Annotated in this window: 13 protein-coding genes and 5 pseudogenes; 1 reads left to right on the forward strand and 17 read right to left on the reverse strand. The window is 46.8% G+C overall.

Annotated features, from left to right (window positions below; translation table 11 throughout):
• Positions 1-130: 130 nt before the first annotated feature.
• The 16 genes and pseudogenes from cyoD to def all read right to left on the reverse strand — a co-directional run bounded on the left by cyoD (position 131) and on the right by def (position 18424).
• Positions 131-466, reverse strand: coding sequence for a cytochrome o ubiquinol oxidase subunit IV (gene cyoD, locus GCU48_RS06440; RefSeq protein ID WP_025718003.1), 336 nt, complete (start codon positions 464-466; stop codon positions 131-133).
• On the reverse strand, positions 467-1075 hold the full coding sequence (cyoC, locus tag GCU48_RS06445; RefSeq protein WP_025718001.1) for a cytochrome o ubiquinol oxidase subunit III: 609 nt from the start codon (positions 1073-1075) through the stop codon (positions 467-469). It abuts the gene before it with no gap.
• A complete protein-coding gene (locus GCU48_RS06450) occupies positions 1075-3051 on the reverse strand; it encodes a cbb3-type cytochrome c oxidase subunit I (protein WP_025717999.1) in 1977 nt (658 codons plus the stop codon). The genes cyoC and GCU48_RS06450 overlap by 1 nt, the downstream gene beginning before the upstream one ends.
• Positions 3052-3076: 25 nt before the next feature.
• The gene (gene cyoA / locus GCU48_RS06455; protein ID WP_025717998.1) at positions 3077-4060 is read right to left on the reverse strand and encodes a ubiquinol oxidase subunit II; all 984 of its coding nucleotides are present in this window, start codon (positions 4058-4060) and stop codon (positions 3077-3079) included.
• Positions 4061-4402: 342 nt separating this feature from the next.
• Positions 4403-4651, reverse strand: a complete 249-nt coding sequence (locus GCU48_RS06460; RefSeq protein ID WP_152379461.1) for a hypothetical protein — start codon at positions 4649-4651, stop codon at positions 4403-4405.
• A 211-nt stretch (positions 4652-4862) separates the two neighbouring features.
• Positions 4863-6209, reverse strand: a pseudogene (locus GCU48_RS06465) (GH1 family beta-glucosidase).
• Positions 6206-6552 (reverse strand): annotated as a pseudogene (locus tag GCU48_RS06470) (glycoside hydrolase family 95-like protein); the annotation flags it as partial. The pseudogenes GCU48_RS06465 and GCU48_RS06470, both read right to left, overlap by 4 nt.
• A gap of 30 nt (positions 6553-6582) precedes the next feature.
• A pseudogene (locus GCU48_RS06475) lies at positions 6583-7438 on the reverse strand (ABC transporter permease).
• A gap of 194 nt (positions 7439-7632) precedes the next feature.
• A complete protein-coding gene (locus GCU48_RS06480) occupies positions 7633-8049 on the reverse strand; it encodes a cupredoxin domain-containing protein (RefSeq protein WP_152379462.1) in 417 nt (138 codons plus the stop codon).
• Positions 8050-8148: 99 nt separating this feature from the next.
• The gene (gene cydC, locus GCU48_RS06485) at positions 8149-9969 is read right to left on the reverse strand and encodes a thiol reductant ABC exporter subunit CydC (protein ID WP_152379463.1); all 1821 of its coding nucleotides are present in this window, start codon (positions 9967-9969) and stop codon (positions 8149-8151) included.
• On the reverse strand, positions 9950-11755 hold the full coding sequence (gene cydD / locus GCU48_RS06490; RefSeq protein WP_152379464.1) for a thiol reductant ABC exporter subunit CydD: 1806 nt from the start codon (positions 11753-11755) through the stop codon (positions 9950-9952). The genes cydC and cydD overlap by 20 nt, the downstream gene beginning before the upstream one ends.
• Entirely contained in the window at positions 11755-12768 is a 1014-nt protein-coding gene (cydB, locus tag GCU48_RS06495; protein WP_152379465.1) for a cytochrome d ubiquinol oxidase subunit II, read from the reverse strand. The genes cydD and cydB overlap by 1 nt, the downstream gene beginning before the upstream one ends.
• On the reverse strand, positions 12755-14161 hold the full coding sequence (locus GCU48_RS06500; RefSeq protein ID WP_025717988.1) for a cytochrome ubiquinol oxidase subunit I: 1407 nt from the start codon (positions 14159-14161) through the stop codon (positions 12755-12757). The genes cydB and GCU48_RS06500 overlap by 14 nt, the downstream gene beginning before the upstream one ends.
• Positions 14162-14566: 405 nt before the next feature.
• Positions 14567-15974 (reverse strand): annotated as a pseudogene (locus GCU48_RS29485) (response regulator transcription factor); the annotation flags it as partial.
• Positions 15974-17681: pseudogene (locus tag GCU48_RS06510) on the reverse strand (cache domain-containing sensor histidine kinase); the annotation flags it as partial. The pseudogenes GCU48_RS06510 and GCU48_RS29485, both read right to left, overlap by 1 nt.
• Positions 17682-17842: 161 nt before the next feature.
• A complete protein-coding gene (gene def / locus GCU48_RS06515; RefSeq protein WP_025717987.1) occupies positions 17843-18424 on the reverse strand; it encodes a peptide deformylase in 582 nt (193 codons plus the stop codon).
• Between the two features lie 523 nt (positions 18425-18947).
• Between def and GCU48_RS26785 the strand changes: the two genes are divergently transcribed.
• Positions 18948-19118: a hypothetical protein gene (locus tag GCU48_RS26785; RefSeq protein ID WP_208811967.1), complete on the forward strand. Its 171-nt coding sequence runs from the start codon at positions 18948-18950 to the stop codon at positions 19116-19118.
• Positions 19119-19121: 3 nt separating this feature from the next.
• On the opposite strand, the gene GCU48_RS06520 is transcribed toward GCU48_RS26785, so the two are convergent.
• Positions 19122-19553: a hypothetical protein gene (locus GCU48_RS06520; RefSeq protein WP_244316100.1), complete on the reverse strand. Its 432-nt coding sequence runs from the start codon at positions 19551-19553 to the stop codon at positions 19122-19124.
• Positions 19554-19642: the final 89 nt, after the last annotated feature.

Here is a 19642-nt window from a genome sequence, read left to right on the forward strand (position 1 = left end):
TTTTATTCTACACATACGCAAACTAGAGTGCAAGAAGCCACAGTTATATGTCCCGACATGTTTTACACAAAAAAAAGGAATCGGCTTAAAGCCGACCCCTCTTTTATACGGTGCTGCTTACACCATTCTATTAGTGTGCCACCATATTGTATTCCATAATCCATACGGAACCACCAACAATGGTCAACAGGATAACTACACCAAAAATCAAAGTCATGACATTCCAGCGTGGTCCATTGCTCTCACGGATGTGCATGAAGAAAAATAGCTGAACCAGAAATTGCAGCACTGCCGTGGCCAAAATAACGACCAAGGTTGAAGTGCGGCTCAACATATGATTCATAACCACACCGAGAGGAATGATGGTCAGTACGATGGACAGAATGAACCCGATAACATAGGATTTCACTGAACCGTGAGAATCATCATGACCATGCGAACCTGCTCCTGATTGATGCTGTGCCATCTACATCACCCCCATCAAATAAACGACTGACAGCAAGAAAATCCAGACAGCGTCCAAAAAGTGCCAGTACAAGCTCAGTGCTGAGACTTTACCCTTCGTTTCAGGAGTAAGCCCGCGCTTTTTCACCTGCAACATAAGCCCGATCATCCACACCAGACCCAAGGAAACGTGAAGTCCATGTGTACCGACCAGAGTGAAGAATGCCGACAGGAATGCACTGGTTCCATAATTGGCTCCTTCGTGTACCAATTCAACAAACTCGTAAACTTCAAAACCGATAAAACCAAGACCCAGGATCGCCGTCACGATTAACCAGCTGATTAATCCCTTCAGGCTTCCCTTGTTCATGGCCAACACGGCCAGACCACTTGTAAAGCTGCTTGTAAGCAAGAGGAACGTTTCAATAATAACGCCCGTCATGTTAAACAGCTCTGCGCCCCCCGGTCCTCCGGCTGTATTGTTCCGAAGGACGACGAAGGTAGCAAACAAGGTACTGAACAGGATCACGTCCGTTACGAGGAAGATCCAGAAACCAAGCATCTTCAATTCTTGCGGATCGTGATGTCCGTGGTCATGATCATGGCTTTGATGTGCTGCTGCTTGTGCCATTATACAGACCCCCTTATTGCGGCTTCCGTGCGTTTAACTTCATCCGCAGGGATATAGTAGTCGCCATCATAGGAGAAGAACGAACGGCAAATCATACAAATTGCCACACCGATCAGCCCTGGAATATAGAAGAACGACCAACCGAATACGAAGCCGAAGCCTGCGATGAAAAAGAATACCGCCATAATGAACGGAATCGCCGAGTTTTTCGGCATATGAATTGCTTCAATTGGCGGTTGCTTTCTGAAAATACCTTTTGCACGTTTATCTTTCTCTGCCCACCAGTCGTCACGTTCTTCCACTTGCGGGATGGTAGCAAAATTGTATTCCGGTGCAGGTGAAGGAATCGACCATTCCAACGTATGACCACCCCATGGGTCGCCTGTTGTATCCTTCAGCTTACGGAAATTCTTGATACCCAGCAGAATTTGGAGAACCTGGAACAAGAAACCAATCCCCATCAGGAAGGCCCCAATGGTTGAAACAAAGTTAAGCGGCTGCCAGCCAGTATCCCAGCCGTAAGTGCTCAGACGACGTGTCATACCCATTAAACCAAGGGAATATTGCGGAATGAAGCATACATAGAAACCGATGTTCCAGAACCAGAAAGCCCATTTGCCAGGCGTTTCAGGCAGCGTAAAGCCGAACATTTTAGGCCACCAATAGTACAGACCAGCCAGATAACCGAACACTACACCGCCAATCAGAGCGGAGTGAAAGTGAGCGATCAGGAAGTAACTGTTATGGAACTGGAAGTCAGCAGGCGCTACAGACAACATGACGCCCGTCAAACCTGCAATCAGGAAGTTCGGAATAAATGCGATAGACCACATCATCGGAGTTTTAAATTCGATTTTCCCCCGATACATCGTGAACAGCCAGTTAAACACCTTAACCCCTGTTGGGATTGCGATAACCATCGTGGAAATCGCAAAGAATGCATTCACATCTGCACCTGATCCCATCGTGAAGAAGTGATGCGCCCAGGTGAAGAAGGACAAGATCGCAATAATGAACATAGCGTAAACCATGGATTTGTAGCCAAACAATTTCTTTTTCGAGAATACACTGATGACCTCGGAATAAATACCGAAAGCAGGCAATACTACGATGTATACCTCAGGGTGACCCCACATCCAAATCAGGTTGATATACATCATCGGGTTGCCGCCAAGGTCAAGGGTAAAGAAGTGTCCTCCTCCGAAGCGATCAAGGAATAGCAAAGCCAAAGTAACCGTCAGAATCGGAAACGCGAAAATGATAATAACACATGATGAAAATACGGACCACGTAAAGACAGGCATTTTCATCCAAGTCATACCAGGTGCGCGCATTTTAATAATGGTAACAATAAAGTTGATCCCTGTAGCCAATGAACCTATACCGGAAATCTGAATACCCCAGATATAAAAGTTCTCGCCAACGCCGGGACTAAATTGCAGCTCGGAAAGCGGCGGGTAGCTCAACCAACCTGCATCCGGCGAACCGCCAATGACGAAGGACAGGTTGAACAGCATCGCTCCCATAAAGAAAAGCCAGAAGCTTAGTGCGTTCAGGAAAGGGAACGCCACATCGCGTGCACCAATTTGAAGAGGTACCGCGATATTAAACAAACCAAACATCAAAGGCATCGCCATAAACAAGATCATGATCGTGCCGTGTGTTGTAAATATCTGATTGTAATGCTCAGGATGCAGCAGTGTAACATCCGGTGTAGCAAGCTGAATACGCATCAATAATGCATCCACGCCTCCGCGGAATAGCATCAAGATGGACGCGAGGATATACATGATACCGACTTTTTTATGGTCAACGGTAGTCAACCAGTTTTTCCAAAGCCAGCCCCATTTTTTGAAATAAGTGAGCACAAACACGATCCCGATCGTCGCAAGAGCGATAGAAACGTCCGCTCCATAAATCATCGGATCTCCAGTAATGAAGAAAGTGGATGCAAACTCTTTTATTTTCTCAAGCATTGGGGGCCTCCTTCCCTATAATCATTTAATTGTGTCCGCTCATATTCATATGACTCATGTCCATTGCACTTTTATCCTCTGTGCCGGACTTGGAAGAATCCTCAGTGGATGCTCCTTCGCCATGTCCTGCATGCGGGTTAGAAGCACCGTCTACTACATACTTGGTTACGATGTCCTGGAACAATCCGTCAGGAATTGAAGAATACTCATCAGGCTGGGACAAACCTGGTTTTGCAAGTGCCAAATAGCCGTCCTTGGTCAACGGTTTGGACTGTTTCTTGATGTCAGCGACCCAGTTTTTATACTCTTCATCCGACTGGACTTCCACATTAAATCGCATTTGTCCAAAATGCTCACCGCTAAAGTTTGCACCCGAGCCAAAGTAAGTTCCTTCATGATCGGCCTGCAAATGCAGTTTCATAGCCATGCCTGACATGGTGTAGATTTGACCGCCTAATTGCGGAATCCAGAAAGAGTTCATCGGGGCATCGGCAGTCAGTTCAAAACGGACTGGAACACCTTTAGGAATGTGAACTTGGTTCACTGTAGCAATTCCTTCCTCCGGGTACATAAAGAGCCATTTCCAATCCAGTGAAGTCACTTGAATGGTTACTGGCTTTTGTGTACTCGCCAACGGCTTGGAAGGCTCCAGCAAGTAGGTATATCTCGCAGTGATCACTGCAATAATACAAATAACGATAATTGGAATAGCCCACCATACAGTCTCCAGCTTTCTGCTGTCATCCCAGTGGGGTTGATATTTGACCTTATTTGCCGGTGTGTCGCGATACCGCCAAACGATGAAGAAAGTCAAAATCATGACCGGTACAATTATAAGCGCAGACAATGCCGTTGAAAGAATGATCAATTCTTTTTGTGCTTGCCCAATGGGTCCTTTCGGATCGAAAACAACGTATTTTCCGCCAGCATAAAAACACGTCCAAATGAGCAATGCTACCGTGAGCACGGTCAAAACCAACGCAATAATCGCTTTTGGTTTTTTGTTCATGTTGTTCCCCTCTCCTTAAAATAATAAATTACTCAAAACTCTAACGAACTCCTGTAATGTTGCCCCTATATAAGATAGCAGAAAAGCGGCCACTTTTTTTATTGTTAACAGAATTGTCGATTATTTGTCCGTTTTTTGTGAAAAACCTCTCTTAAAATTAAATTTCTCTTGCAAATTTAAAATCTTTTATTACTAAAAAAATGACATAAAATACGCTAATTTTATATCGCAAAGAAGCTATATTAAAGCAAAAAGCGGACCTCCTTACAGTTATCATGTTACACTGCTCGAAGACCCACGATGTTGTTTTCATTGAATATGTTGTTTCATTTCTTGTTTATGTTAACTGCGACCGTTTTCCTGATCTTCCTTCTTACGGGCAATGACAAATGATTTCCCAACGAGAAAAATAAAAATTCCGGCAACTACGCACCCAATACCTACCATTAAATATATATTACGATCACTTAAATTTCCTAGATCAAACAAAATAAGGATAATACCTGCAATGCAGGCGATCCACCCGATAACAGATACCGTGCGGCTCATTTGCCTGTCAGTTGATCCAGATTTCCTAAAATTCGCAGCCATACCCTCCACTCCCCTTGGTTTAAAATAGTTTCAAACGTCCTCGTCAGGTATTTTGGTCAGTATGCACATATCTTCCTTTTTTTATTCCTGTGGCCGCTGCATACTTGGAACAACCTGTAGCACATCCTGACTATTATTACCCCAGGGGGCCTGATGTTCAAACAAAAGGGAGTGAAGACAGAACTAGCTCCGCTATGTCAAAGCAGCTTTTTTAGCGTCTGGTCTCCAGCCAGTTATTACTTACCACATTTTGATACCAATAGTAGCTTTCCTTAGGTGTGCGGACCTGTGTGCGAAAATCGACATGAATCATGCCAAATCTCATATTATATCCTTCTGCCCATTCAAAATTATCCATCAGGGACCATGCCATATATCCTTTGATATGAAGACCGTCATGAATAGCCCGGTGTACCTGTACCAAATGCTGCTGCATGTACGAAATACGGCGGTCATCCTGAATCTTGCCGTTTACGATGTCATCGTTGATACATGCTCCATTCTCTGTAATGTAAATGTCGATGTTGCCGTATTTTTGCAAATAATGTAATACCTCATACAGCCCTCGTGATTCTACTGGCCAGCCGATATCCGTGACAGGCAGCCCCATATTGATCTCCTCGGATTGAAGGAAACCGGCTTCTGGATTAAAGCGATTAACCGACATACTGTAGTAATTGATACCGATCATATCAATCGGTTCTCGAATGATGTCCATATCCCCGTCCTGAATCGGTACGCTGGCTCCCTGCTCCGCAAACCAGTCTACCAAAAACTGTGGATATGAGCCTTGATAGATAGGCTGGAGAAACCAGTCACTGTGCAGGGAAATCGTGCGCGCACAAGCGGCTTTGTCTTCCTCGGAAGTGCTGTAGGGTACAGCCCATGAGACATTGGGCGCGATGCCAATCTGACCACTGGTTCCCAGCTCGCGGAAACGACGCACAGATAGGCCATGTGCAACCAACAGATGATGTCCCACATCAATGGCTGTCTGGAGATTCGTCAGACCTGGGGCGTGAACGCCCAGCATATTGGATAAAAAAGCGATGCACCATGGTTCATTGAAGGTGAGCCAATGATGTATTTTTCCGTGAAACTCGCGGAACATCGTTTCCGCATATTGGACAAATGCCTGAATCGTGCGGCGATTTTCCCAGCCTCCCGCATCCTGAAGCACCTGTGGCAGATCCCAGTGATAGAGTGTGCAAAACGGTTCAATCCCGTTTTCGTTCAACAAATCAACGATGCGATGATAATAGTCCAAGCCTTCTTGATTGACTTCACCGTCACCATTCGGGAATATCCGCGGCCATGACACCGAAAAACGATATGTACGAATGCCCAGCTCCTTCATCAGCCGGATATCCTCCTCTTAGCGATGATAGCTGTCACAGGCTACATTTCCGTTATCTCCGTTGAACACCTTGCCTGACGTATGGGCAAAGGTATCCCAAATGGACAGACCTCTTCCTCCCTCCTGATAAGCGCCCTCGATTTGATAGGCTGCCGTTGCCGTTCCCCACATAAAGTCCTGCGGAAATTGAAAAATAGTCATATTTGATCTTCCTCTCCATGAATAATAATCGTATGTCCGTCTGATATTTCCTGCTCCTTGGTAAAAATCCATGACAGAATGAATCCGCCATGCTCTGAATCAGGCTGGGCCTGCCGGGCATCTGTGCTAAAGGGCTGTGCACTGCGAATGATGCAGCTTCCTGTCGGGACAGATGCAGTAAGTTCCCACGGACGAGCCGGGAACCCGTCCATTCCATGCTGACCGTCATTCCGCCACGCCCCCGTAATCCGTTGACCTTTCCCTGCGACCATGCCGCAGGCAGGGCAGGCAGTAAAGTCAATTCACCCGGACGGCTTTGCAGCAGCATTTCCGCGATCCCCGCCCCCTTGGTTGTCATTTCGTCTCTCCCTCCCTACATGATGCTTTCTTTAGTCAGTTTTTTGAATATACCGTTCGCCGTAAACAACAACAGAATACTGACCAATGAGTTGAAGATACCGATCAATAGTCGAGCGGATCCCCGGCAACGTAATATGCCACATCTGTCTCCAGCGGCTCGCCCCATCCACGCGCGAAACTTCATACTGTTCCTGGTCAATTCCGGTGATGGCGGCTAAGTAAATAATCGTATTCCAGCCTGTTTCCTTCCATATGTCGGAAGCGGTTACAATATACCAGAACCAACTCCCCTTGGCCATGAACTGAATCGGCTCATCCACAATATGCAGCGCTATTAATATATCGTTGACGACACCTCCGTCAATGGACAGCATCTTTGTGACCAATCCGGCAACCACCACCCAGGATACAAAATGCGGAAGGTAGGAGACCGTCTGCACGAAACGCTTGAACATCATTCCCCGCAGCTCATTTAGCAGAATTGCAAAAAAGATCGGTACAACAAAACCAAATACAATGCCCATCAGGCTCATCGCCAGCGTATTGCGTAATACCAGATAAAACCGTTCATCCTGAAAAAGCTCAATAAAGTTGTCCAACCCTACCCATTTCTGATCCAAAAACGATTTGGCCGGCTTATAATTTTGAAACGCCATCGTCCAGCCCCATAGTGGAAAATAACTAAAAACAAACACCCATATAACGAAAGGAATGGACATGAAATAAAGATACTTTTGCTGTTTCACGCTGTCCCACAAGCCTTTTCCACCGCGTTCGGGCTTTGACCCACGAGCCTTGCGCGGTCTTCCCCTATTGGATTCAGGAATCATGCCGCCAGAGTTGGAAACGGTTTCAATTGAAGATCCCATAACAAGCTCCTCCTCGTATGTGGTTACTACTATCACACAGTTATCATACTGTGCTGGATCAAAAGCTGATACCCGACGAATTAGGAGAAAAATCAGTTCAAAATTAGATATACGGGAGCTGGATTGGAAAAACAAATGCCCCCAGCACACAAAAGGTGTTGGAGGCTACAAGTTTACTCTATTCGTATACAAGCTTATTTTACTGTAATAGTCCCATAGAACATGTACATGCCACAATTATACTTATATACACCGGGCTTCAGGTCTTGAGTGTCAAAATAATTATTTTCATGATCCAGAAAAACATCCATTCCGATCTTCAGCGACTGTACTTCATCAATGCAGGTAAAAGATGTAGTTCTCTTGAAATTGATTTTTGTCGGGACACCCGCTTTTATCTCAATATTTTTAGGATAAAAGCCATCATCCTTGACTTCGACCGTTGCAATTTTGTATTTTGTAAGATCCGGTTGCTCTTGAAGTGGCTTGGATTGGCTAGCTGGAAACGACGACACATTCCCCTGAAAATAAAATAAGGCAAAACCGCCCACGATAAGCGCGACAAAACCAATGAGCACAAAGTGCCAGTTTTTTGAAAAGAATGTTTTCATTCTATCCATCCCTTCCAGTTGATTGTCCGCATGTGGCACATCAACTCTACTCAGTATATATAAATAAATCAAAATTTTAAATACCTTGCCCACACATTTTCACAGACGCGGATGATCCAGCTCGTACAGATTACGGTATCGGGCCTGCTCCTGCCAAAGCTGTGCATGACTGCCTCGCATGGAAATTACACCTTTTTCCATAAAGATCACCTCGTCCATATGCTCCATTCCCGTCAGATGGTGCGTGATCCAGACCAATGTTTTGCCCTCCAGCACCCGAAACATCGTCTGCATGAGTGCATGCTCTGTCAGTGGATCAAGCCCCACCGTTGGCTCATCCAGTAAAACAATCGGGTGATTTTGCAGCAAAATTCGCGCCAGGGCAATGCGCTGTCTTTCTCCACCCGAAAAACGTAGGCCCGTTTCCTGCATCCGGGTATCGTAGCCCTCCGGTAAAGAATCAATCAGGGCTCCAAGCCCCACCTGCTCCGTTACTGCACGAACCTCTTCCAGCGAAGCATCGGGGCGCGCCAGCCGAATATTGTTAGCTACCGTCGTATCAAACAAATACGGCTGCTGGTTTAACACCGCAAACAAGCTGGAGTATGCCCCACCGGTATATACGGGTACACCTGCGACAGTTACACTCCCTTCATCCGGCTGCAACGCTCCCTGAATCAGATTCAGCAGCGTGGACTTCCCCGCACCGCTGCGACCAAGCAGCGCAACCTTGCCTCCCTGCGGCACACGCAAGGAAATATGGTGCACGCTCCATTCTTGCGTTGCTGTATAGCGGTAGCTCACGTTGTTCAGCAGCAGCTCACCTGCGTTGCCCGATAGCTGGGCGGTAACATGTTCCGCCTCTATTTGGTCTGCTGTGCCTCCTGCTGCTTGCTGCCCTGTATGCACAGAAGCCGAGGCCGAAAACGGTGCAGATACAGCAGTTATAGGTGTATGTTTTTCCGAATCTTTCAACCGTCGTAGTGAATCCTGATACTCCGGTGCATGCACCACCGCTTCTCCAGCCCGTACAAAGGCATCCAAGAGCGGAAAGGCGACAAGTGCAAAGGAGGCCAGCCATGTTGCCTCAAGACCATTTTGTGCTACCAGTCCTCCGGCCCATACGGTCATGATCACAATTCCGCCGCCTACCACGCATTGTGCAATCCAATGGGAGCGCCATTCGCCCCGCCGAAGCGAATTTTCCACCATAGCAGCCTTGTTTTGACGCTGTGTAAAGGAGCCCAGGAAATGCCCGGTCCGTCCGCTCAACACCAGATCACTCATGCCGAAGATAGCATCGGTCAGCTCCTGATAAGCTTTGCTCCGTTCCTGCTTGAACGTTCGCCGTTTGGCGAGCGAAGCCCACAGTGAGATGGCCGGGGCGATAAAAAGCAGAAATGCACAATACAGCGCCATGAGCAGAGCAAATGTTCCGTCCATCCACCCCAGTGCTGAAATGCCTATTGCATAAATGAGCAATGCCGATAAGGCAGGCAGGACCAGCTTCAAATAGATATTTTGAAGCTGCTCAATATCCTCAGCAAGCAGTCCCAGCAGGTCCCCTGTACGGAATTTGCTGCGGATCATCAGTGCTTGCGGCTCCACTGCCCGATACAGTCTTACCCGCATACGGGACACCAGGCGCAGCGCTGCCTCATGTCCTACCAAGCGCTCCAGGTATTGAATGACCGCTTTACTAAAGCCGAAGGTTCGTACAAGCACTATCGGCACGTACACCATCAATATATTTTCCGGTTTTAACGCCGATCGGGTAATCAGGTGACCGGACGTAAAGAGCAACGCGCCTGCACATCCAATCGCCAGTGCGCCCAAAATCGCCGCCGCCAGAAAAGCCCAGAAATATTGTCTCAAATAAGACACAAACCAGCCTTGACCGCTATTGTCCGTCGCTCTCATATCGTCCGTCCCCTCCTTGCGCTGTTCCTGTAAGTAGCCGGAAATACATTCCCTTCTGGGCAACCAATTGCTCATGCGAGCCCGCTTCTTCCAAACGACCTTGATTCATCACCCAAACACAGTCCATATCCGGCATCCAATGAAGTCGATGGGTTGCGAGAAGCATTTTTTTGTGCTGCAAAACGGACAAAATCGTCTGCTTCAGCTCCCATTCCGTCTCAATATCCAGATGTGCTGTTGGCTCATCCAATAAAATGACCGGACGATTGCTCAGCAAAGCACGCGCCAATGCAATTCGCTGCGCTTGACCTCCGCTCAGCGTCCGTCCTGCTTCACCGATAGGCTCTTCCAGCCCACCTGGAAGTCCATCCACCAGCTCGCGAAGTCCTACCGCGTCAATCGCCCATTCCACCTGATCATTGGATGCCTCCGGCTCATAGAAGCGGATATTATCTGCCAGAGAAGCGCTGAACAGATATGGATGCTGTGGAATATAGGCAATATGCCGCTGCCATTCAGCTTTGGCATCACCGGCCAAAGGGCATCCATTCAGACTCAGCTCGCCCGAAGTCGGGTCGACAAAGCCGCCCAGTAAGCTGAGCAGCGTTGTTTTACCTGCACCGCTGGCTCCGACAATGCCGATCATGTTCATGTGCGGCTCGATGTTTGCAGATACATGGTCAAGCCTCGCGGAGCCGTCCTCATTGAGGAGGCACACATCCGACAGCCTCAGGGTTTCCTGCCCTGTGATGGCTGGACCATTATCTCTGCCGCCATTACCTTCGCCCTTAGCATGAACCTCGTTGTCTCCACTCGTGAATATCTCTGCGGTATGGATATTTCGCTCATCTTTGGTCAGAATAGAGCGCATCGCCCCCCAAGCCTCCTTGCCATCCAGTGAGGCATGATAGTCTGATCCCAGCTGACGAATCGGCATAAAATAATCCGGGGCCAAAATAAGTATCATAAGCGCTGCCTCCAGGCCGACCGATCCACTAATCAGGCGCAGACCCAAGCCTACCGCTACAAAAGCAACCGACAGCATGCTAAAAAAGTCGAGAGCAAACGAGGAAAGAAACGCTACTCGCAGCGTACGCATCGTTGCCGCCCGGTACTGGTCACTGACCTTCCCGACAGTCTCCCCATGCTCTCGACTGCGGCCCAGAAATCGTAAGGTCTGTAGCCCACGCAGCGAATCCGTGAAATGGTGCGATAGCAGACGATAGGAACGCCACTGCTTGTCTGCCTGCTTCCGCGCCGCCAAGCCGAGCAAAATAAAAAAGCCCACCAGGATCGGCATCGTAGTCGTCAAAATGATACCTGAAATGACATCCAATGTGAAAACATATACAAGCACAAGTAAAGTTACAGCCATCATGTCAATCATACGAGGGATGGACAGCTCCAAATACGTGCGAAAACGATCCACACCGTCCAGCGCCAGCGTTACCAGCTTGCCGCTGCCTTCCTTCGCCGCAAAGCCCGGCCCACGCTCGAACAAACGTGCAAGCAGACGCTCCCGCAAGGAAGCGCCTGCTGCTTCGGCGAAACGGCCTGCTGTTCGACGTTGCAGCCAGATCACCGTATGCCTTGCTGCAAAAGCCGCCAAAAACAAAGCCAGTGACGGCCAGGCCATCACCAGCGGATTTTTATTAAATAAAATCGTCACTGCCTTCGCCAAAAAAGTCGCTTGTGCAATCACAGCGGCCCCCTGGAGAAGGGAAAAGGCGGCCAGCAGCAGCATTACCGGCCGAATGCCCTTTAATTCAAACCATGCTTTATCCATTAATATTCCAAATGATCCTTTTCACTAAGACGCTTATGGAAAACAAAGTAGCTCCATGCCTGATAAGCCAATACAAAGGGTAAAAGCGTTGCTGCAACAATCGTCATGGCTTTCAGTGTGTAATGACTGGAGCTTGCATTATAAATCGTCAGATCAAATGCACTGTTGATTGAACTCACCATAAATCTCGGGAACAAGCCGACGAATAATGAAACGAAGGTCAGCAAAATCAAGGCACCCGTCATCCCGAAGGCCCAGCCTTCGCGGCGCTGCTTCAGGAAATACCAGGCCAGCACATAAGCGACCATTCCGACTGCGACCGCCGCATACATAAAGGGACCACGACGTGCGAATACATCGGTTGCAAAATAAGTCCATACCACCATTCCGGCGAGTAAAACACCTAATATCGGCAGGAATTTGGACGCGATCACACGAGCACGATCCCTCACCTCTCCGACCGTCCGCAGAGAAACAAACGTCAGTCCATGCATCAGGCACATCCCGACCACTGTCAGTCCGATCCATACCGTATATCCATTGAACACATCGGAAAATCCGGCTTTTAAATCCATGTTTTGCTGGATAGGTACACCTCTCACCAAAGCTGCAAAAGCCACACCGAACAGCATAGGCGGCAGGAAGCTGCCTATCAGAATGCAAGCATCCCACGTTCCTGTCCACCACTTGCCTTCTGCCTTGCCACGGAATTCAAAGGAAACCCCGCGTAAGATCAAACCTAGCAGAATGAACACAAATACCAGGTAATATCCGCTAAACATGGTCGCATAAAAGTGTGGGAAAGCGGCAAACATCGCACCGGCCGCTGTGATCAGCCATACCTCATTGGCATCCCAGAACGGACCAATCGTATTGATCATCAAGCGTTTTTGCTGGTCGTTACGGGGGACTAAACCTGTAGCCATCCCTACGCCAAAATCGAAGCCCTCCAGAAAGAAAAAGCCTGTAAATAGCACAGCAATCAACAAAAACCATAAATCATTTAGCGACATTGGTGTCACCTCCTTGAGCAAATGGATCATGAATTACCGTATGCTGATGCGGCTCGATATCCGGACCTTTGCGAGCTGTACGAACGAACAGGAATGCCAATACACCTGTCAAAACGACATACAGCGTCGTAAACGCAATCAGTGAGAACAGCACTTCTCCTGCCACAACGGTAGGTGAAACAGAATCCTTCGTTTGAAGCAAACCAAACACAGTCCATGGCTGGCGCCCCATTTCAGTCATAATCCAACCCGCCGTATTCCCAATGAATGGGAGCGATATCCCCCACAGCATAAGACGGAAGAACCACCGATGCGAGCCCTCCAATTTTTTGCGAAAGCTCAGGTAAGCACCGTATAAAGCGAGTGCGATCATGGCACATCCGGCCGCAATCATAATACGGAAGCTCCAGAAGGTAGTGCGTACTGGCGGAATATAATCACCCGGACCGTAGGTTTTTTCATACTGCGCCTGAAGCTCCTTCATACCAGGCACAGAGCCGGAAAACTTACTATACGACAGAAAGCTCAGTGCAAAAGGGACTTTAATTTCAAAGGTATTTTCCTGCTTTTCCGGATCAATACCTGCAATAACCGTCCAAGGCGCCGGGTCGCCACTTTTTCCCCACAAGGCTTCACTGGCAGCCATCTTCATGGGTTGTGTTTTGATCAAATATTGAGCCTGTCCATGACCAAACAAAGGAATAGCAATAGCACTGATTAGTGCAACAACAATACTCAACTTAAAAGAAGGCTTAAAAAAGTCCATATTCTTTTTATGCATCAGCTTCCATGCACTAATACCCGCTACGAGGAAAGCCCCGGTTGCAATGGCAGCAAATATGGTGTGAGGATACTCCCACAAAAGCTGCTCGTTCGTTAACAAAGCAGCGAAATCCTGCATTTCTGCACGTCCATTTTCGATCACATATCCTACGGGACGCTGCATGAATGAATTGGCAGCCAGAATCCACAAAGCCGAGAGCATCGTACCGATGGAAACCAGCCACATACAAGTTAAATGGACACCCTTGGACAACCTTTCCCAACCGAATACCCATAAGCCGATAAAGGTGGATTCCAGAAAAAAGGCAAGCAGCGCTTCAATCGCCAGCGGCGTACCAAATACATCTCCAACAAAACGGGAAAAGTCCGACCAGTTCATCCCGAACTGAAATTCCTGTAAAATCCCGGTGACCACGCCGACTGCAAAGTTGATTAGCAGAAACGTCCCCCAAAATTGAGCCATTTTTTTGTACAAATCATTTTTTTTGATTACATACATGGTCTCCATGATCGCCACCAACAATGACAATCCAATGGAGATCGGCACGTAAACAAAGTGCAGAATCGTCGTTGTCGCAAACTGCATTCGTGCCAATTCTAATACGTCCATGATGTTATTCCTCCCCCTGTACTTCTCCTAAGAACGATTGATAAATGAGTCTCCGAAGCCAATAATCCATCTTTGTGATAATATTCACATTTTTGCATATGAACTGATCATTTTTTAAGAATGGCTTGCCCAGTCACTTTCGCCATTGATTTCATGACCCGACTTCAGAATAACAACATTATATAGAATAGATTTGAATGAAATAGAATCGAAAGTGTGAACATCGTGTCAAAGTTGTGTCGTAACGATGGCGAATTTTTGAAATCAGCCCAAAACCACTAATAAGTGTGACTTTTTCGATTGATCTGCATATTTTCTGCGCAAAAAAATCTCTCGTGCAGATGTCAGAGAACCTTCTTCGACATCTGCACGAGAGACTTTGTAGAGTGCAGCCTAGAGAATCTATTAGCCATCCGTTCCTCCGTTCTTCTGAACCCGATTACGGTAGGAGGAAGGCGACATGCCTGCATACTTTTTGAATTTGCTATGGAAGTAATCAGCATTCGCATACCCCACACGACCTGCTACCTGATGCACCTTAATCCCCTGTGCAAGTAATTCCCTGGCTCGCTCAATCCTTAATTTATCCAGGTAGGCATTAAAAGCCTCGCCGGTATGGCTTTTGAACAGTTTACCTAAATAACCACTGTTGTAGTTGAACATGTCTGCCAATAACTCCAGCCGCAAATTTTCATTATAGTGACTATGTATGAAGTCCAGCATTTGCTTCATAATGATCTCCTTGCCGCCCGAGTCCGTCTGACCTATCCATTGTAATATATGCTCCACCGAGTGATCGACCAGTTCGCCCAATGTAGAATAGGCATATACATCGGTAATCAAGCTGGAATGGTCCTCCAACACCGCTCGGCTCTGATCCTGTCCAGCCACATACTTGTTCAGTGCCAATGTAAATGTCTGGGCAAATGCCGCCTTGATTGCAGCTTCTGTACCATAAGCCTGTGGAAATTGAACAGCCATTTCCTTTAATACACGCAACGCTGCTTCCCGGCTTGCCATATCCAGCGCATAGTAAAGCTTCTCTGCGTAACGCACGGGATCTGCTGTTTTATTGGACGCTTCGTCCATTCCGGTATTCATTGCTTCCAATGGGTGCAGATCACTGGGGAGCATCACTCTCTCCATCCCAAACAGAAAAGTACGCTCCAATAACCTCAGTGCCTGTTCAAAAGAGCGGGAATATCGGTTAATTCCGCCACCGGATCACCGGCTGCCACGTAAATCTCTGTTGCCCACGGCTTCAGCTTTTGCCGCCAGGATGCCAGCATCTGAACAGCGTTTTCCTTCGTTTTGACCGTAGCGGGAAGCAGCAGGCCCGTATAGATTCCGGTCTCAAATACCACACCTCTGCCCTGCTCCCGGTACATCTCCGCCAGATGCTGTTGGCTGCCGCTTGCCGGGCTTGGCGATCCCAGTCAGGTATCCGCAGATCCAGCAGAATGACTTGATAGCTGCCCCAATCCAAAGCAGGCAGCACCTGATGCTGCCCGTGCTGTTTGGCTTGTCGCGTCCATTCATCCAGAGGACTGCCGAATTCTATTGCATCGCGTTTAGCTAAATTCTCTTGAACTGAAAATAGCAGTGCCTCGATCCAATCACGCCCATGATGAGAAGCACCTCCCCACTTGCCGTTTTCTTTTTCGTCCTCAATGCTACGGCGTACCCGTTTCAGCTCTGTTGTCATTTCTTCCTCATCAACAGGCTTCAATAAATAACTATCTACCCCGAAGCCCATGGCTTGCCGGGCATAATCAAAGTCTGCATATCCGCTTAATATGAGAAAATGGAACGGTAACGTTCACCATACATCAACGTTAGACGTTGGTGGACATTACGCAGACCAATACTACTTCCTTCCGGCTCATCCGTTCCCTTGATACGTGCCAGTAAGCTGGCCAGTAAGCTGCTTCCATGCCAATTCCATCATCCGCTACTTTAATGTGCAGCTCCCGCAGTTCCATCGTAATATCCACTTCTTACCGTAACCGGCTCTCCTTGTTTTCAAGGCCATGAATAACTGCGTTCTCCACCAACGGCTGTATGTTTAAAGGAGGAATAGACATGTCCTCAGCCTGTTCTTCCAGATTCACTTCATAGATCAAACGATTTCCGAATCGGAACTGCTGAATTTGCAAATAGGAGCGCACCATATCCAGTTCCTGACGTATCGTCGTTTTACCGCTGCCAATCTCCAGATTCCGTCGCATCAGCTTGCCAAGCAAACGCACCGTCGTTGCAATCTCGGCTTCCCCGTTCAGGTGTGCTTTCATTCGGATCGACTCCAGTGCATTAAACAGGAAGTGGGGATTTATTTGACTGGCCATCATTTTGAGCTTGATGTCCTTTTGTGCCAGCTCGAGCCTGTTATTATGCTCACTCGCTTCATAGACCTGCGTCATGAGTTGGCGGATGCTGCTCACCATATAGTTGAAACGGCGGGATAAATCCCCGATCTCGTCCCTTCCCTCCACACTTGACACCACATGGAAATCGCCTGAGGCTACTTTACCCAATTCATAGCTCAACCGTTGTAGTCGTTTGGTAATAAGCCAGGAAATGATGGTAATTAAAATCAGCGCCATGATCAGTACCGCAAGAACACACAAAGCACCAATCAGGCTGATCCGGTTCGCCCCCTGTACGATATGTTCCGTCGAAAACACCGAAATAATTGTGAATCCAGTCACACTTGAGGTTGGCAGTAGCTCATCTACAATAATGTTCGAGGGCTTTCCGTTTATTTTTGCCTCATATATACCCTTACCCGCACGCTGGACGTCAAAGCCCAAATGCAAATCCGCCAACGTCTGACCCACCGACTGCGGATCAGTTGCTGCAACCACAATCCCGTTGTGATCGGCAATCAGTGTTTCAAACGGCTCCTTGCTCAGCATATGATTCAGCTCCGTCTGACTCAACGCTATCATCAGAACTCCCTTGGTATTGTATTCGGGAAACGGAATTTGCCGCACCAGACTCAAGCGATGGACCGGATTATCCTCCTTATCCTGAATATAAAACCAGTTAATCGCCGTCCCCTCCAAGGCGGCCTGGAACCATTGGCGCTGCTCAGTGCTGGATTCCACAGGAATAAATTCCAGATTATTGACAAGCGTCGGATTGTACGAATAAAACCGAATAGTAGCAATTTCTCGATACTGCTGTGTATACTCATTAAAATCCTTGTATTGATGGTACGCATTCATTAGCTCAACCATGCCCGAATAACGACGGTTCGCCATTTCCTTCAGCCTTTTATCGAACATGAGTCCATTTGAATTATCCGTTGGCACGCGCAGTAAATTTGCAGTCTGGCTCTTGATTTTTTCCACATTGTTTACCGCCTGGGCAATCGCACTGTCCAGTGCCTGCTGACGCAAATAAAAAGTAACACAGCCGCCCACCACCAGCACCGGATTATGACAATTAACACGTAGGAGAAGAGCAGCTTATTCCGCATACGCATATTGTTCATCAGATGCCGTACTCCACGATACATGCCATCCCTCCAGTAAGATAAGCGCTTACATTTTCATGTATACCTCAAATTCCATCACGACGTATATGGTTCCAGTTTAAAGCTTCGCAACATGTATATCCATATTTTCTTGCAAATTAAAAATGTGGCGAACGAAGTCACCACACTTTACGGATCATGAACTATTTACGCGCAAAAGGTTCAATATGCACTCCCTGCGGAAGCTTATGCGGATCTTCCGGGTTGATGCGGTCATAGAACATAATACCGTCCAAATGGTCCATTTCATGCTGTACTACAATCGCTGCATAACCTTTGAAGGTCAATAGTTCCTGGGTTCCATCCGGCAAATAGGCCTTAACGCGAATTTTTTCATAACGCGGAACATATCCGGCTATGTAACGATCCACTGACAAGCATCCTTCACCCTGTTCCAAATAAATCATGGATGTGGAGTGGCTGACCAGCTTCGGATTAAACAGCGCATACTCTATCGTTTGGTCTCCATCCTCATAATAGATAGCGCACATTCTTTTATTCAGACCTACCTGGTTAGCGGACAGCCCTACACCCGGGCGCAGCTCATAGCGGGTGGCCAGTTCTTCATTTTGGCTATTTTTCAGATAATCCAGCATCCATTGCATCTGTTGCAGGTCCTCTTCAGACAGCGGCAAGCATACCGGATCAACCTTCGTACGCAAAATTGGTTCCCCTTCACGCACGATATCCTTGGTAAGAAGCATGTCTATAGATTGATTGCTCATTTGTCAGCCTCGATTCATTTAAATAAATATATGATCATATGATGTACTGCAAAAGCCGGGAAATTCCCCGGTTTTCCGCAAGTTTTGTCCCATAAATTATATCTATCTATGAAATGAATTGTCAAAATAAAGCGGTAGGAGAGAGATTGGCGCAATAGCGGTCGCTACGCGGACGGATCATTCTTCCGATTGCTGTTGCCCCCGGATTTCCCGATTAAAATTTTCAAGGTAGAACTCCGGGGGCAAAGGCAAACGCTGACGCTTCTTCAGAACGATTCCGCCCTCTCCGCTGCTGTATTCGTTACACGATCATATTAACACTTGTATTGAAAATTTATTGTCAACTTACTTCTCTAAGCTATAGTTCGTATCTTTTTTTCTGAAATTCTAGCCATTAAATATTCATGAGCTTAATTGTTCACCAGCTTAACTAAATAATTTATATCACTTGTTTATGATAAAATACTATTTTTTTCTTGTTGCACAAATTTTTTATATAGACACTTCTTTTGAAAGTAAACCTGTGAAGCCTAGAAAGAAGCAATTTGAAGAATTATATAAACGGGATACAGTGCGGTTAGAAAATGATTTTAAAAAAAGCTTTGATGAGGAAGGCGCAGAAGGGAAAAAGGAAAAAAAAGAGGGAACTCGCATTATTAATGAGGCTCTTAGAATGTACTTTAAGGAAAATTGATATTTAATTTATGTAAAAGGCTCCCCAGAGTTTATTTAACTTGGAGGAAGCCTTTTCTGTTTCAGATCCTCCTGAGGCATATCCCCCTGAAACATCATTTGGAGTAATAACATGTTCTTCCTTTATTTTCGCGTTTGTAAGATCTATTGTTGACTGGATTACGGAACCATCAGGAAATGTGGTTCTTTGTATTTTCAAACCATCTGATGATTCTATTTCACTTGTAATACCAGTACCTTTTTTTTCTGGATTGTCAGAATCAGGAAGTTCACCTGCTTTAATCTTTTCTATTAGACTTTGTTGTACCTCTTTAGAAAGACCCAAATCATTTAAATGATCAGATATCTTATCTAAATCCTGACTTGAAGATGTAACAGAAGGGACCCCACTTGCAAAACTAACGGGTGCCACTGAAAGTAAAAGAGAAGCGGACAATATTGCAGATGCTAACTTTTTTCATGTTCTTCCTCCTCTAATATGGTATGATGCTATTGAAAATTAACATATTATAGCTTTATATGTCA

The organism is Paenibacillus brasilensis, from assembly GCF_009363115.1.
Lineage (GTDB): Bacteria > Bacillota > Bacilli > Paenibacillales > Paenibacillaceae > Paenibacillus > Paenibacillus brasilensis.

Bases quoted from the DNA above. Each gene is read 5' to 3' on its own strand.
- GCU48_RS06460 (WP_152379461.1), bottom strand. From the start codon at position 4,651: ATGGCTGCGAATTTTAGGAAATCTGGATCAACTGACAGGCAAATGAGC.
- GCU48_RS06480 (WP_152379462.1), bottom strand. From the start codon at position 8,049: ATGAAAACATTCTTTTCAAAAAACTGGCACTTTGTGCTCATTGGTTTT.
- cyoD (WP_025718003.1), bottom strand. From the start codon at position 466: ATGGCACAGCATCAATCAGGAGCAGGTTCGCATGGTCATGATGATTCT.
- cyoC (WP_025718001.1), bottom strand. From the start codon at position 1,075: ATGGCACAAGCAGCAGCACATCAAAGCCATGATCATGACCACGGACAT.
- def (WP_025717987.1), bottom strand. From the start codon at position 18,424: ATGAGCAATCAATCTATAGACATGCTTCTTACCAAGGATATCGTGCGT.
- GCU48_RS06500 (WP_025717988.1), bottom strand. From the start codon at position 14,161: ATGGACGTATTAGAATTGGCACGAATGCAGTTTGCGACAACGACGATT.
- cydD (WP_152379464.1), bottom strand. From the start codon at position 11,755: ATGGATAAAGCATGGTTTGAATTAAAGGGCATTCGGCCGGTAATGCTG.
- GCU48_RS06450 (WP_025717999.1), bottom strand. From the start codon at position 3,051: ATGCTTGAGAAAATAAAAGAGTTTGCATCCACTTTCTTCATTACTGGA.
- cydC (WP_152379463.1), bottom strand. From the start codon at position 9,969: ATGAGAGCGACGGACAATAGCGGTCAAGGCTGGTTTGTGTCTTATTTG.
- cyoA (WP_025717998.1), bottom strand. From the start codon at position 4,060: ATGAACAAAAAACCAAAAGCGATTATTGCGTTGGTTTTGACCGTGCTC.
- cydB (WP_152379465.1), bottom strand. From the start codon at position 12,768: ATGTCGCTAAATGATTTATGGTTTTTGTTGATTGCTGTGCTATTTACA.